General features: G+C 45.7%; 16 protein-coding genes. 7 read left to right on the top strand and 9 right to left on the bottom strand.

The window, feature by feature from the left end:
- The first annotated feature begins 85 nt into the window (after window positions 1-85).
- Window positions 86-1,459, top strand: coding sequence for a MocR-like pyridoxine biosynthesis transcription factor PdxR (gene pdxR, locus ACUUJN_RS26240; protein ID WP_254348297.1), 1,374 nt, complete (start codon window positions 86-88; stop codon window positions 1,457-1,459).
- A gap of 98 nt (window positions 1,460-1,557) precedes the next feature.
- Here pdxR and ACUUJN_RS26235 read toward each other — a convergent pair whose 3' ends face one another.
- Window positions 1,558-2,472 carry a phosphatidate cytidylyltransferase gene (locus ACUUJN_RS26235; protein WP_254348299.1) on the bottom strand — a complete coding sequence of 305 codons (915 nt, stop codon included), beginning with the start codon at window positions 2,470-2,472 and terminating at the stop codon, window positions 1,558-1,560.
- A 95-nt stretch (window positions 2,473-2,567) separates the two neighbouring features.
- On the opposite strand from ACUUJN_RS26235, the gene ACUUJN_RS26230 reads away from it, so the two are divergent.
- On the top strand, window positions 2,568-3,110 hold the full coding sequence (locus tag ACUUJN_RS26230) for a hypothetical protein (protein WP_023991046.1): 543 nt from the start codon (window positions 2,568-2,570) through the stop codon (window positions 3,108-3,110).
- Window positions 3,111-3,128: 18 nt separating this feature from the next.
- Here the strand turns inward: ACUUJN_RS26230 and ACUUJN_RS26225 are convergent, their stop codons facing one another.
- The gene (locus ACUUJN_RS26225; RefSeq protein ID WP_075155097.1) at window positions 3,129-4,019 is read right to left on the bottom strand and encodes a diacylglycerol/lipid kinase family protein; all 891 of its coding nucleotides are present in this window, start codon (window positions 4,017-4,019) and stop codon (window positions 3,129-3,131) included.
- Window positions 4,020-4,157: 138 nt separating this feature from the next.
- Between ACUUJN_RS26225 and ACUUJN_RS26220 the strand changes: the two genes are divergently transcribed.
- Window positions 4,158-5,024: an SDR family oxidoreductase gene (locus ACUUJN_RS26220; protein WP_484669103.1), complete on the top strand. Its 867-nt coding sequence runs from the start codon at window positions 4,158-4,160 to the stop codon at window positions 5,022-5,024.
- 261 nt (window positions 5,025-5,285) lie between these two features.
- Window positions 5,286-5,624 carry a zinc ribbon domain-containing protein YjdM gene (locus ACUUJN_RS26215; RefSeq protein ID WP_013312677.1) on the top strand — a complete coding sequence of 113 codons (339 nt, stop codon included), beginning with the start codon at window positions 5,286-5,288 and terminating at the stop codon, window positions 5,622-5,624.
- Between the two features lie 40 nt (window positions 5,625-5,664).
- Here the strand turns inward: ACUUJN_RS26215 and ACUUJN_RS26210 are convergent, their stop codons facing one another.
- On the bottom strand, window positions 5,665-6,420 hold the full coding sequence (locus ACUUJN_RS26210; RefSeq protein WP_023991043.1) for an AIM24 family protein: 756 nt from the start codon (window positions 6,418-6,420) through the stop codon (window positions 5,665-5,667).
- Between the two features lie 251 nt (window positions 6,421-6,671).
- On the opposite strand from ACUUJN_RS26210, the gene ACUUJN_RS26205 reads away from it, so the two are divergent.
- Entirely contained in the window at window positions 6,672-7,724 is a 1,053-nt protein-coding gene (locus ACUUJN_RS26205; RefSeq protein WP_484669102.1) for an LLM class flavin-dependent oxidoreductase, read from the top strand.
- Between the two features lie 103 nt (window positions 7,725-7,827).
- Here the strand turns inward: ACUUJN_RS26205 and ACUUJN_RS26200 are convergent, their stop codons facing one another.
- The 5 genes from ACUUJN_RS26200 to ACUUJN_RS26180 form a co-directional block, all read right to left on the bottom strand.
- On the bottom strand, window positions 7,828-8,337 hold the full coding sequence (locus ACUUJN_RS26200; protein WP_028540920.1) for a DUF1036 domain-containing protein: 510 nt from the start codon (window positions 8,335-8,337) through the stop codon (window positions 7,828-7,830).
- An 80-nt stretch (window positions 8,338-8,417) separates the two neighbouring features.
- Complete coding sequence (locus ACUUJN_RS26195; RefSeq protein ID WP_484669101.1) at window positions 8,418-9,926, bottom strand: aminotransferase class V-fold PLP-dependent enzyme; 1,509 nt, start codon at window positions 9,924-9,926, stop codon at window positions 8,418-8,420.
- A gap of 134 nt (window positions 9,927-10,060) precedes the next feature.
- Complete coding sequence (locus tag ACUUJN_RS26190) at window positions 10,061-10,537, bottom strand: DsrE/DsrF/DrsH-like family protein (protein ID WP_023991039.1); 477 nt, start codon at window positions 10,535-10,537, stop codon at window positions 10,061-10,063.
- A gap of 124 nt (window positions 10,538-10,661) precedes the next feature.
- On the bottom strand, window positions 10,662-11,477 hold the full coding sequence (locus ACUUJN_RS26185) for an NAD(P)H-binding protein (protein WP_484669100.1): 816 nt from the start codon (window positions 11,475-11,477) through the stop codon (window positions 10,662-10,664).
- 67 nt (window positions 11,478-11,544) lie between these two features.
- Window positions 11,545-11,991, bottom strand: coding sequence for a MarR family winged helix-turn-helix transcriptional regulator (locus tag ACUUJN_RS26180; RefSeq protein WP_076295181.1), 447 nt, complete (start codon window positions 11,989-11,991; stop codon window positions 11,545-11,547).
- 232 nt (window positions 11,992-12,223) lie between these two features.
- On the opposite strand from ACUUJN_RS26180, the gene ACUUJN_RS26175 reads away from it, so the two are divergent.
- Both ACUUJN_RS26175 and ACUUJN_RS26170 read left to right on the top strand, forming a co-directional pair.
- Window positions 12,224-13,186 carry a radical SAM protein gene (locus ACUUJN_RS26175; protein WP_484669099.1) on the top strand — a complete coding sequence of 321 codons (963 nt, stop codon included), beginning with the start codon at window positions 12,224-12,226 and terminating at the stop codon, window positions 13,184-13,186.
- Between the two features lie 162 nt (window positions 13,187-13,348).
- Window positions 13,349-14,323 carry an aldo/keto reductase family protein gene (locus tag ACUUJN_RS26170; protein ID WP_028540916.1) on the top strand — a complete coding sequence of 325 codons (975 nt, stop codon included), beginning with the start codon at window positions 13,349-13,351 and terminating at the stop codon, window positions 14,321-14,323.
- 80 nt (window positions 14,324-14,403) lie between these two features.
- Here ACUUJN_RS26170 and ACUUJN_RS26165 read toward each other — a convergent pair whose 3' ends face one another.
- Window positions 14,404-14,799, bottom strand: coding sequence for a hypothetical protein (locus ACUUJN_RS26165; protein ID WP_053326450.1), 396 nt, complete (start codon window positions 14,797-14,799; stop codon window positions 14,404-14,406).
- Between the last annotated feature and the right edge of the window lie 88 nt (window positions 14,800-14,887).

Here is a 14,887-nt window from a genome sequence, read left to right as displayed (position 1 = left end):
TTGATATATACTGTAGCAATAGAAACTGGGCACTTGTAGATCCAGTTGAAGAGGTTTTTGACAGTACCGCTTGAGGGGGCAACCTATGTGGTTATCTATCGATAAGAATGTGACAGTTCCGATGCTGCGTCAGGTGTATCAAGCGATACGGGACCGTATTTTAGCCGGAGAACTGCATGCAGGATATAAACTTCCTTCGACCCGGGTGCTGGCCTTACAGTTGAATGTTTCCCGGAATGTTATCCTCGAAGCTTATGAAATGCTGCTAGCCGAAGGCTTAGCCATTGCGCGCTCGGGTTCAGGTACCTATGTAGCCGAGGGGGCCGTTCTTCCAGGTTATGTATCCGCACCGCCTATCGAGGCGTCTGCGTCTGCAATGAATACTTCATATTCAAATGAGGAGTCGGTAATATCCTTCCGGACAGGCCTCCCCGCATTGGAATTGTTCCCGCGCAAATCATGGGCCGACTTGCTTCAGAGCGTATGCAAAGAGGCTCCTGATCTGGCACTGGGTTATGGCGACCCTGCTGGAGAGCCTGAGTTACGAAGGGAGCTGGCCGACTATTTGGTTCACACCAGAGGAGTGAAAGCCAGACCGGAACATATTGTAATCACTAGCGGAGCAGTACAAGCGATTCAGCTTGTCACCCGTCTGTTACTGTCAGCTGGAGACGAAGTTCTGGTAGAGGAACCGACAAATGAAGATTTAAAAAGCATTCTGTCGGCTACAGGGGCCACACTGCGGAGCATGCCTGTTGATGATTCGGGAGTTATAACAGCCGATCTGCCGCAAAAGAGACACCCCAAACTGGCATATCTGACACCCTCGCACCAGTTCCCGCTGGGGGGTATCTTGCCGATCCAAAGGCGGATCGAGCTTATTCAGTATGCAGCCCGGACAGGATGTCTTCTGCTCGAAGATGATTATGACAGTGAGTTCCGGTATGACGGGGCGCCCGTCCACTCTTTGCAGAGTCTGGACCCAGAACGGGTGCTATATGTCGGGACGTTTAGCAAAATTTTGTTCCCCGCACTGCGGATCGGCTATATTGTTCTTCCCCCGTCACGAGTCGCTGATTTTATCCGTTTAAAGCAACTGGCGGATTACCAGACAGCGAGCCTGGAGCAAATTGTGTTGAGTCGGTATATAAGGAAGCGACTCCTTCATAAGCATGTACATAAGATGAAAAAAGTGTACGCCAAGCGTCGTCAGGTCCTGCTTGATAGCCTGGAACAGCATTTTACAGGGCAATACCGGATATGTGGCCGATCGGCTGGTTTACATTTGGTAGCAGAGTTTCAGTTCCCACTCCGAGAGAATCTGCTAGAACATCTCCGTAGCGAAAATGTATTTGCGGCACAGCTCGAAGGGAATCGACTGCTAATGGGCTACGGGCATCTAAGGGAAAACGAAATTCGTGAAGGGGTTAGCAGGATTAGGAATGCCCTGCAACGGTAGTACACGCAAAAGCAGCCTATCCTTAAGTGAGGATAGGCTGCCCTTTTCATAGCAAGATATCGTGTTCCATGATCATCTAGGTTTGAGCCATGTAATCGCTACATAAAGTCAAAAAAATAACGGATTACGTGAAAAAAGACGGGCGAGGTGTAGGTCAAGCTATCCACCCGACTTAAATAGCTTTTTTTCAAAGCATCGAACTTGTCATCATCGCCGATTAATAAATCCCGCTTCAGCACGGAAACCGTTAAGCTACCGAAGAAACCGCTCAAGCTGATCAGCATGCCGAAAATAATTCCAAATTTCAGGTCAAACGGCGTCAGATAGGGATAGATAAGATAGGAAGCCGCTATGGTTACGGGAAAAGCGAATGCAAAGCCTTCCCAAGTTATATTGGGATTGGATGTCGGGACGATTTTCCGCTTTCCGAAATAGAGTGATGCTAGATAGTGTACGACATCATTGAGCTGCGTCAGTACCACTAGAAAAAGTACAAGTTTTGCTCCGTATTGCGGCGTAGCAAACTGAAAATAGGCCAGATGACTCAACCCGAAAACCATCAGCATGAGCCCCCATTGGGTCGAACTGACACTGCGCAAAAAACCAACCGTTCCTTTGTTGATCAATCGCGGGAGCGGTAGCAGTAAGAATACATAGATAGGGATAAAGACAATAAACATTCCGTACCACCCGATATAAATCCAATAAAATTGTACGGGAATCGTTAAGTACGCCCATAGAAACAATCTGCGATCAGCTTTTCTGGATCTAATCATGGAAAAGTATTCTTTTAGCGCAAAAAAGGTGAGTGCCATCAAGGAAAGCAGTGAAACGATCGGATTGAAAAGAGTTGCCAAGCAAAAGATAAAGAACATACCCCACCATGTCTTGATGCGAAGCCCAATAGCTGCATAGTCTTTGTCTGGCTGTGTTTTGACTACCACTATATAAATCAGATGGATGACCAATAAGGCTGCGAAAATAAGGATTAACGTTAATAGCGAACTGTCCATTACCACTCACCAACTTATCGCGAAATAGGATTCCATTAAGGTTCCTATGTTATTATGAAGGAATAATTCAAACTTGATAAGGGGAAATTTCGTAAATGGTAGCAGATCAATCCGTCTTTATCTTGCTTACGAATACGGGAACGTTTCTTACGAGAGTCATTAAAAGCTATACGAGAGCGCCATACAATCACGCCTCCATTTCCTTCAACCGGGAACTTTCGGAGTTATACAGCTTCGGGAGAAAGACCCCTAATAACCCTCTGGATGGTGGTTTCGTGAAAGAGGATATTAAGACAGGTACATACAGCAGATTTCCGAATACAACATGTGTTATCTACGAGCTTCAAGTAACCGACCGTGAAGTTGAAAAAATGAAGCGAGTTTTACATGTATTTATCCGAAGTCGTCAAAAATATATGTATAACTTACTGGGTTTGATTGGTATTGCACTCAAAGAACCAGTCGAGTTCAGCAATTCTTATTTTTGTTCGCAATTCGTCGCAGAAATTTTACAGCGATCCGGCATAAAAATATGGAACAAGCTGCCCGCTCTTGTTACGCCAGACGATTTTCGGCAAAGTGATCGATTCCATTTGATCTACGAGGGGAAATTGAGCGAGTATGATCCTCAAGCTTGAGGATCAGCACCGCATTACTTAAACCTCTTCCGGCACAATTACCTCAATATGACGCGGTAAAATACCAAGCTCGATAGGCAAAGACGGCCCTTCCTCACCATCTACATTCGTACTGACCGGTTCTGCAGAGCTGACACTTACATGCTTTGCGGTAAAGTAAACGATATCACTATGATCCTTCAGGTTGCCTAAAAATAAGGATATGCTGGCCGTCACGGTGTTCAATATATTGAGGTTTTTGAAAATAAAGCAGTGAAGCAGACCATCGTCAACAGCCGCATCGGGCGCCAGTTTCTCGAATCCGCCAACTGAATTGGTCAAAGTAGCCAAAAAGAGTGGGGATTTTCCTTCCCAGATATTGTCATCGTAGCGGACGATAAGTGAGTGGGCAGGATGGCTGATAAGCTCTTTCATGCCTTCTTTGAAGTAGGCAAACGTGCCAAACATGGATTTATCGTCTGATGATACAGCTGATAGCGATTCAGCAAGCGAACCTGTGGCAACAACATTGGCAAACATTCGGCCGTTTAAGAGACCCATATCTACGTTTTTCACGCGGGTAGAAGTCAGTGTACGGATCGCCAGCTCGGGACTTAGCGGAATTTGCAAGGCACGGGCAAAATCATTGACTGTCCCCAGGGGAATGACACCCAGTCTTGGACGATGGTCTTGATCAATGAAACCGTTGATTGTTTCGTGAAGTGTGCCATCCCCGCCGATGGAAACGACTAGGTCACAAGCTTCCTCACACGCATTGACGCAAAAACGAGTGGCGTCCAGTTCCTTTGCCGTCTCTTTAACCGTAACAACGTATCCTTGATCACGTAGAATTTCTTCTACGCTTCTGACATGTTGGAGGGATTCCTCTTTGCCGGAAGAGGGATTTACAATAATCATAGCTTTCTTCATATACATGTTCCTTTCTCTGGGGAAAGTCTGGGTTACCAACTCTTACCCGAAAAGCAGACCTTTAGACTCTAGATTAGACATGTGTTATATTTTTAGTTACTATATAAAAGTGAATACAATTTGAATGGAGGATTTCATATGAAAATTGCATTAACAGGAGCAACGGGGCAACTGGGTTCCATCGTGGTAGATACGTTGCTTACATCTGTCTCCGCAAACGATCTTATTGTTAGCGTAAGAAATCCAGAAAAAGCAGAGAACTTACGGTCTCGTGGTGTTGACGTTCGTCATGGCGATTTTGATAAACCGGAGACGCTGGATCAGGCGTTTGCTGGAGTAGATCGACTGCTGATTATATCCGCAGACGGGGATAATGATACTAGAATCCGTCAGCATAAAGCGGCTGTTGATGCTGCTGTACGTGCTGGAGTAGGCTTCATCGCCTATACTAGCGCTGCCAATGCAGCTGACAGCACTCTATTCCTTGCGCCCGTACATCGCATCACGGAGGAGTTCATTCGTGAGTCAGGCATTCCTTACTCCTTCCTGCGTAATAATTGGTATCTGGAGAATGAGTTAGGCACGATCCAATCCGTACTCGCGGGAGCTCCTTGGCTAACCTCGGCAGGGTCCGGTAAAGTAGGTTGGGCTACCCGCGCAGATTATGCGCAAGCAGCTGCAACCGTTTTGTCTGGCGAAGGGCATGAGAATACAATATATGAGCTCTCCGGTAAGCCGATTACCCAAGAAGAGTTTGCAGCGGTACTTGCTGAGGTTCTGGGCAAAGACGTACCTGTACAGCAGGTGGATGATGCTACGTATGCCGAGGTTATGCTCGGTGCGGGAGTCCCGGAAGGTGCCATCCCTATTGTGGTCGGTATTCAACAAGCGATTCGTGAAGGAGCCTTGGATGTCGTAAGCAACGATTTCGAGAAGCTGTTGAAACGCCCCCTTACACCGCTTAGTCAAGGAATTAGTGAACTGATCAAGCAAACCCAAGCATAATAAACGTGCCGTAAAAAAGGATGCTGCCTAGGAAGACAGCGTCCTTTTTAGTTACATGTTTACCTCTCGGCATTTTCAGTAGACAGAACGCTTACATATAAGGTACAACAATACTCAGATTAGTTTCATCAATGAGTGGAATCGTGACGGATTATCCAATATACTTGTAGGGAACTCCAAGGAAGACTTGGAGCAGGCTTGGTCTATCAAGGAAGCTTAGCATAGCAGTAGAATTTGAAAATGAATGGAGTACATAATACCATGTCTAATTTACCAAATTGTCCTGAATGTAATTCAGAGTACACTTATGAGGATCGCAGTCTTTTCATTTGCCCGGAATGCGCTCATGAGTGGTCTACCGAGTCAGAAGCAAGCAGTGAAGACGTAAAGGTTGTTAAAGATGCGAATGGTAACATCCTGCAGGATGGTGACTCTGTAACTGTCATTAAAGACCTTAAAGTGAAGGGAAGCTCATCCGTCTTGAAAATCGGCACCAAAGTAAAAAACATCCGTCTGGTGGATGGCGATCACGATATTGACTGCAAAATTGATGGTTTTGGAGCAATGAAGCTAAAATCGGAGTTTGTAAAAAAGAATTAAGATGTAAGAAAGGAGAAGCCGAGGGCTTCTCCTTTTTTATTTACAATGGTGCTAACCATACGGTTCCCGTTCCCCTGTACACATTTACCAGCCCTTCGCCGGAAGCAGCCGAGCCCATTTTGGTTTTCCCGGATTTTTCGACGGTGAACTGTAAGGTATTGGACCACATGAGGGCAAAGTTACCATCCACCTTCAGCACATCATTTTGCAATTCTATAACGACCGCTTCCTCAGAAGGGATTGGAGCTTGAAGTGCCAGAACTCCTTTTCCGCGGGCGCTTAAATTAAATAACCCTTCTCCACCCAGTGCAGCAGAGGAAAGATTACTACGTGCAACGACGGAAATGTCCAGCGTCGTGTCACAAGCCAAAAACAAGCCGTCTTCGATGGCAATATCATCATTGTCGACATCAATAAGCCAAATATATTGGTAAGTAGGCTCCAGCATAATGGTACCCGTGCCTCTATAGTGTGGTTTAATGGCACCTGTTCCCGTTACAGCACCGGACACCAAGTTTCGCATTAAGCCTCCAACGCCTTTTACACCAGTAGTCATTTCCATGCTACCCACAGTATATTGCATGGCTCCCGCTTTCATCATAATCTCGCTATTGTTGATTTCGATCATGAGCTGTTTGCGGCGCATATTACTTTTGCTCATATAGTAATTGTTTTTCGCAGCCTCCACCGAGGTGGAACTCAAATCTGTTATGTATTCTAGTACCGTAAATCCACCTAATTGGTCAGTGATGGCAACATTGCTGTTATCCTTTAAATTGTTAATGACAAAAGCCATAAATGTATGTGCCTCCTTGTTGTATTCATGTTGTGGGGATGGGAATCTTCTTTATTCCATAAAATATTCGACAAAGAGACTTCTTTTCCTGCGGCGAATCTGGACACTTCCCTTGGCTGGTTTTCAGACTCAAAAAAGGAGAGCTTGAAAAAGATGTGAAAAAGGTTCAATATAAAGATATCGGTTTTTAAAATGATTGGCTTCGAAAGCAGTCGTATGAGAATAGGGCATGAAAATAGGGGGTAGAACAAGTGGAGATAGGTATAAGCACGTTTGTAGAAACAACGCCGGATACCCAAACGGGTGAGGTTATCAGTCACGCACAACGTATACGTGAAGTGGTCGAGGAGATTGTGCTTGCAGATCAGGTAGGGCTGGATGTGTACGGCGTGGGGGAGCATCATCGTAAAGATTATGCGGCATCTGCTCCGGCTGTTATCCTCGCTGCTGCAGCAGCACAGACCCAACGAATTCGGTTAACCAGTGCAGTTACGGTGCTTTCATCGGATGATCCCGTACGTGTGTTTCAAGATTTTGCTACACTGGACGGTATTTCGAATGGACGAGCCGAGATTATGGCAGGCCGGGGCTCTTTTATCGAATCGTTTCCGTTATTTGGGTATGATTTGGATAACTACGATGAATTATTCGATGAAAAGCTGGAGCTGTTATTGAACATACGAGAATCCGAGAAAGTTACCTGGAAAGGCGGACATCGGCCTGCAATTCACAATTTGGGCGTGTATCCACGTCCAGTTCAAAATCCGTTGCCTGTATGGATTGGGAGTGGGGGCAATCAGGAATCTGTGGTTCGTGCAGGCTTGCTCGGTTTGCCGTTGGTTCTGGCGATTATTGGGGGTAGTCCTGTACAGTTTGCCCCGTTGGTGGAACTGTATAAAAAAGCCGCTAGGCATGCCGGTCATGATGCATCGCTGCTTCCGGTTGCATCACACTCGCATGGTTTTATCGCAGAGACGACTGAGCTGGCAGCGGATAAGTTCTTCCCTTCCACTCAGCAGAGCATGAATGTGCTTGGGCGTGAACGTGGTTGGGGCCCTTACACTCGTTCCAGCTTCGATGCCGCACGCAGCTTTGAAGGAGCGTTGTATGTAGGCGATCCCGATACGGTTGCCAAGAAAATCATTCATCTGCGTAAACAGGTAGGCATTACACGTTTTTTGTTGCACGTGCCCGTCGGTACGATGCCGCATGATGATGTCATGAGAGCTATTGAGCTATTGGGAACAGAGGTAGCACCACGGGTTCGTAAAGAGATATCCAAGTGGGAATCCGAGAGTAAATAAGCGGTTACCTCATAGATAAAAGAGAAAGGAGCAGGCCATGGGGGTGAGGTCGCTCCTTTTTTGGGTTCTAAAAAAACTATATGCGAGCTGATCAGATCATTTTTTATTTGGTCCGTTTTTTATGCGCAATACGTTTTTGCAATAAAGTTTTGCCTTGTTTTAGTCTCTTAGGTGTTGCAGGAACTCTGCGCAAAATAGGTTTCTCTTGGGTTGCTTTGGAAGGCAATGTCATGCGGAGTGTGGATGATGCAGGTTTTCTTTGACTGCTGCTCGTTACAAAGTTGATGGTGTAGTCCAAGACGAACGGACTAACTGCGATTCTCCGCAGTCCCACGCTTCTACAAGTGGTACAGCCTGTATCCCAGCACCAATTGAAGGCATTTTCAGGAACTTGAGTGAAATATGAACCCCGCCATTCGCGTCCAAAATCATCTTCAGCGTAATAGAAGAACGTATTACCTCCTGCGAAGCCGCTCCAAACCTGAATAGTCTGTCCGGGGTTAACACGGTACCAGCCTGCTTTAGAGTAGTTAACAGGAGTACAGCTGAAGTCCGGGTAGGCAAAGACTACAAAGATAGCTGCACTAGTACTGTTGCGAAAATTGAGACCCATTGTCGTCACTTCTTTCCTCATATAGTAATTTACAGTGTATCCTATGAGAATTTTGAAAGAAGGGAACGGACAGGAGTCTCTTAATCGCTGAAATTGAACCATTTGCTGATGTCTATTTTGTGATGTTCATGCATAGATCGCCATTCGTTTGATTCTGGTTGATAGGTATAATCTTTTTGCCAGGTCATGATGTTTTCCACGATTGCCCGTATGGAAGAGGCGATATAGGAGACTTCCTGATTCGTCATCATGGGATGGAGCGACAGACGCACCCAGCCCGGTTTTCGAGATAAGTCTCCCGCATGGATCAGGTCTGTCATTTGTTTAGATGTTTGCTGGTCGATGCCCAGCAAATAATGTCCGTAGGGGCCTGCACAAGAGCAGCCGCCCCGGACCTGAATGCCAAACCGATCATTCAATAGTTTCACAATCAGGTTATAGTGAATATGGCCGACAACGAAAGAAACGATTCCCATTCGTTCTTGGCTACTTCCTCCTAAAATGTGTAGGTCTGGTAGGGTACTCAAGCTCTTTAGTAATAGAGATGTCAGTTCCTTTTTGCGCTCCAACAGGCGCTTCTGTCCCATTTGTTCCTTCAGCCGAATGCAGAGCGCCGTTCGAACGGCCTGTAGAAAGGCAGGCGTCCCTCCATCCTCACGGGCTTCAGTATTCTCTTTATACTCGTATCCACCCCAAGGATTGGTCCAGCTAACTGTGCCCCCTCCTGGCTGATCTGGAGCACAATTGAGGCACAGCCTCGAATCCATAATTAAAACGCCGCTTGTACCGGGACCCCCAAGAAATTTGTGGGGTGAAAATACAATCCCGTCCAGTTTCTCAAGGGGATCTGTGCGGTGCATGTTGATCTCGGTATAAGGTGCGCTTGCCGAAAAATCAACGAAACAAACGCCGCCATGTTCGTGCATTTTGCGGGCTAGCTGGTAAATCGGCACTTCGAACCCTGTAACATTGGAGCAGGCGGTAAAGGCGCCGATTTTGATAGGGCGATGCCGGAATTGAAGCAGCAGTCGTTCGAGATGAGTTGGATCGACCATCCCGCCGGGACCCGGAGGAAGACACACAACGTCTCCAATGGTTTCTGCCCAGGAAATATGATTGGAATGATGCTCCATGTGTGTAACGAAAATAATGGGACGTTCTTTTTCGGCGATGGGGTAGAGGGGCTTTAATTTTTCATGTATTTTCAATCCTAACAGTCGCTGAAGCTTATTTACTGCACCTGTCATACCGGACCCGGCGAACAGGATGATATCATGTTCATTGGCATGAACGTGGCTTTTAATGATTTGTTTCGCTTCTTCATAGGCTTGGGTCATCAGAGTACCTGTCAAATTAGACTCCGTATGCGTGTTCGCCACAAAAGGGCCTAATTCATTAGCTATTTTCGACTCGATGGGTCCATACAGGCGGCCGCTGGCTGCCCAATCCGCATAAATCAGCTTTTTTTGCCCATATGGAGATTCAAAGGTCTGGTGATATCCGATTGTACTTTCACGATACCTTTGGAAATAAGCCTCGTTAGAAGGCTGATACCTACAATTACTGCTTCCAATTCGAGCCATGAGCATACGGCGCCTCCCAAGTCGTTCTGTCTTCTTAGGGTACGTAGGTAGGCCCGAATAGGTTAAAAAAAATAGGCGAGTGTCATCATTTAGTCACAATAAAAGCCTCATCCAACAGCCGGATAAGGCGCAAGTCTATCTTATATAAACAACTGCATATCGGATTCGAGCGCATCTTTTAAATACGTTTTGGCCTCGATAATTTCCAGTTCAGGTATAAATTCTTCCGGTTTAAAGCCCATAATATCGACCGATAGCTTACAGGCATAAAATTTCACATTTTTCTTCCGTGCTCCTTTTAAGAAATGAATGAGCTTCGGGGCTTCGTTATCTTCGATCATTTCCGTCAGCATCAGCTTGCCAAGGCCGCTAAAATTCATTTTGGATAATGGCAACTCTTCGGGTCCTTTTGGAGTCATCCAGCCCATGATTTTTTCATAAATCGTCTTGTCCTCAAACGTCATCTTGTCAGGGTCACGAACCAGAAATAGTCCCCAGAACGCAAAAAACATCGTCACGTCCACGTCCAATTCCCGTGCCGTATTTGCCAGAATCAGTCCAGCCATTGCCTTATCATAATCGCCGCTGAACATAAGCAGATTCATCCTTTTATCCATAATTCCCGCCTCCATTACCAACAGATATATTCAGTATGGATTTGGGAATGAGAAGTATGCCCAGTTCACATATTGCTCACAATTTATGGAGTGGGTGTTGCCAAGAAATTTTTAGCGTTGCTTTTCATATGGAGATAAAGGGCCGGATGCTTTCTTTCAGTGAAGTGAGCGGACCACCGATCAACTGTTCCAAATCATCCGACGTGGAGCGCGTATCTATTTTGCTCAAGAACCCAAATATCCAATTTTTGATTTGGGGGTCATGACGGAGGGAGACGGATCTGCCTGTAAGCTCGGTCAAAGCTGCTGTCAAATCTGAAAAGGTCCAGGGACTGGAGGAGACAAATTCATATTTCTTGTTCTTATGGCGGTCTGGATCGGATAGCACTGCTGCGATCCCTCTGGCAAGATCCCAACGCGTGACGGTGTTAAATTTCCACTCTCCAGGGTAAATATCGAGTGCGCCCTTCGCTATGGCGGCGTTCAGGTCAAGAGTTTTGACAAAATCAGTATATAATGCATTCCGTAGAAAAGTGTAAGGAATTCCGGTGGTACAAATGGCGTGTTCTGTAGCCAAATGCAGATTGGAGAGGGGGATAGAGCTGGCTTCAGAAAAGGCAAAGCTGGTGTATAAAATGTGTTCTACTTTACATTTTTTAGCTACTTCTATGATATGAGTATGTTGACGAATACGAATCGTATCGTCGGGATGTGAACTTGAAATCAACAACAGTTGGGAAGCACCCGCGAATGCTTGCTCAAGCGAATTGGGTTGATCGTAGTCACCTAATCGTACTGTAATTCCCTGTGCCTCATAGTGTTTTCCGGTTTCAAGGTGGCGAACACAAGCGGTAATTTCATGAGGTGAGACTTTTTGAAGGAGCTGTTGTATGATTAGGCTCCCCAATTGACCATTGGCTCCAGTAATAACGATCGACATGGAATATCATCCTTTTTATACAAATGGGATTTTAGTTTAGGGCTTAACCAATTGAGTAGAAAAGCCGTTACGTCCTCTTTAATTTGTTGAGCAGGGAAAGGAGCTGCTTCAATTCCTGATCATTCAACACCTGCATTTTTTCCGCAATCCTCTGCCGGTTTTCGGGTAAATTACGCAGCAGAAGGCTTTGCCCTTCGCTTGTTATAGAAATTACCGATTTTCTACCGTCCATGGGATGGCCTTCCCGGCGAATGAATCCTTCGTTTTCGAGCGGGGTGAGCAGCAGGCTAATATTTGATTTGGTGACACCGATCCTTTGGGCGAGCACAGATGGGAGAATTGTACCTCCTTCCTTCATGATTTCAACTAGAATTCGAATTCTGGCTCCATTGGTTCCCTTCGAATGCCAGTATTTTTCTGAGACATCAACTAATCCGGCTGTCGTTTCCACCAGTGAAAAGAAAACCAGAGAATGCAGCGGCAAATCAAGTACGTAATCTTGTAGGTCTTTCAAACGATCACCACCATAAATGTAGTTAAGGGCTTAACTAATATGAATTTACTAAAGTTAGGTAGTACTTGTCAAATTAATTTTTCAGCGCTGATAAGCGAATTTCAAGGTCGCTACCGCTGTTGTATCTGTTTGCACCCACCGTTACCAATGTCATATCTACAAACCGCTCCTATTCTGTATAATCTCAAGGGAATTCAAGACATAAGCCTGAGATCGGGAGGATCATGAGAAAGTGAGTATAGACAACAAATATAAAGCACTTGAACTGGAAAAGCCGGGCATCTACGAGCTGGAGGGACTGGAAGTCGGGGTCACCTCTAATTGCAACTTCAAGTGTGATTACTGCTGCGCGTATCAGCGGAACGATGGGCAATGCATTAGCAGCAAAGAGGTCATTGATATTATTGATGACATTCCAACGTTAAAACGTGTGCGACTGTCCGGGGGAGAAGTGACCTTGAAGTATGAGGATTGTCTGGACATTGTGGCTCACTGTTCAAGCAAGGGCATCGCTACCCAGCTCAATACCAATGCCAGCTTGCTCAGCCCTGAACGAATTGAGAAACTACGTGATGCAGGACTTTCCAACATTCATATCTCTTTCAACTTCACGGATGCCGATAAATATGCAACCTATTATCATGTTCATCCTCGCATGTATGAGAAAATCGTTCAAAATATCCGGTTATGTACCGAAGCCAAGCTGGAAACGGTGCTGGAGACGTTGCTGTTTGCGGAGACGCAGAACAACATGCCAGCGATTAGCGAAAAGGTATATGAACTCGGTGTGCGCATCCATGAAATCCAAAACAGCATTGTGATGGATCATACGAACTGGAATGCTATTTCCACCAAGGAAGCGCTCGTCCGTTCCGTTCATGACCTGATTGCACATAAAAAAGATGATACTGTGTTGTATTTCACCTGTATGGACCGTTTTGCAGAAGCGCTGGGCTTCAAGGAACAGCCTGGTGTTTATTTTTCCAACTGTGTTGATGGTAAAAAACAGCTCCATCTTCACGGGAACGGGGACATCCTGATCTGTGAGCTATGCCATCCTGTGGTCATCGGCAATACTTATAATGGAACATCCCTAAAGGATATTTACAAAAATAAACCGAAGCAGCTTCAGGAGTTTCTCGACAAACTGCCTTGTCCCGCATATGATGCGCTTTTCCCTGTAGGAAGCAAGTAAATATGATTTGAGATTGTGAGGCTATAAGCATCTACCACCCTAACAGTCAGGGTGGTAGATATCCTTCATATAACTCCATGAGTCCTTTATCAATGATTTTAATGAAAGGGTTTACATGTTAAAATACAAAAATATGATCTTCTTATGAAAGAAGGAGTAGATATGAAATATAGAAATGTAGGCAACAGTGGTCTTAAAATTAGTGAAATCGGTCTGGGTAGCTGGTTAACGTACGGTACAGCTGCCGAGCAGGAAGCAGCTCATACCTGTATTGCCAAAGCCTTTGAACTCGGGATTAATTTCTTTGATACCGCGAACGCGTATAACCGGGGAGAAGGCGAGAAGGCTATGGGAGCTGCCTTGAAGCCTTATCGAAGAGAGAGCTATGTGTTATCTACCAAGGTGTACTTCCCTATGGATTCTGGTCCCAATGACAGGGGACTGTCACGCAAGCACATTATGGAGCAATGTGAAGCGAGTCTGAAGCGTCTTGGCACGGATTATATCGACATGTACTTCTGTCATCGTTATGATTCGGGTACTCCTTTGGAAGAGACGCTGCGAGCGCTTGATGACCTTCAGGCTCAGGGTAAGATTCTGTACGCTGCTGTCAGTGAATGGAGTGCTGCCCAGCTCACGGATGCCTATGGGATTGGAAAAAGGCTGAATTTGCGGCCACTGATTGCCAATCAGCCAATCTATAATATGTTCGAACGTTATATCGAACATGAGGTACTTCCCGTATCCGGGCAGGTAGGTATCGGCCAAATTGTATTTTCGCCTCTGGCCCAAGGTATCCTCACGGGTAAATACAAGCCTGGACAACCTTTACCGACGGGCAGCCGCGGGGCTGATGCCTCTGTCAATAATGTCATCAGCAGTTACATGAACGATACCGTTCTAAACTGTGTCCAGGAGCTGGATAAGCTGGCGAAGGATTTGGGTATTACCCTGTCACAGCTCGCGCTTGCCTGGATTCTGAGAGAACCGGGTATCAGCGCTGCACTCATTGGGGCCACTAAACCGGCACAAATCGAAGAAAATGTAAAAGCAGTCGAAGTGACGCTGCAACCGGAGACATGCGCGGAAATTGAGCGGATTCTCAAGCAAGCAGAGGGGTTTGAACCCTTGCGTTAAGCATTCTAGCCTCTGTAGAGGGGAACCATTAATAAAAAAGTCTCGCTCTTCCTGTCCTTAACAGAGAAGAGCGAGACTTTTTAACTTGCTTCAAGCAGGGCATAAATACCTGAAACCACACTAAATACAATCCCGCTTACTAAAACAAGGATTTGCTTCTTACTGAGATCCAGCGGATCAAAAAAGATAGGCAACAGCCATTTTAGGCTGATGACAGCCCATAAGCCCTCCAGTAACCCTAGCAGCAACACCTTTTGTCCCCAGTGAAACTTCATTTGCGGTGTTAGCGGATCTTCAAGAAACAGGTCACCTGAAGTATGGAGATTCCAAGAAACAATAACTACGAATATAAGGAGAGTTAATAGGGTTGACATAATATAGGTGATATCTTTTTTAGCCTTTTTCGTGAGTTTCGGCGATCTTTTAAACTCAGGCAAGCCAATCAGGAAAAAGACGATTCCTACGATAATAGCCACGCCTACAGAGGAACCGAGTATGATATTGGCTACGATGCCGATGCCATTGATGATTAATAATAAAATAAGCTCTCCCCCTTTGGGGTTA

The sequence above is a fragment of the Paenibacillus sp. LRG-1 genome, assembly GCF_057220305.1.
This window is presented reverse-complemented; position numbering and strand designations above follow the sequence as displayed.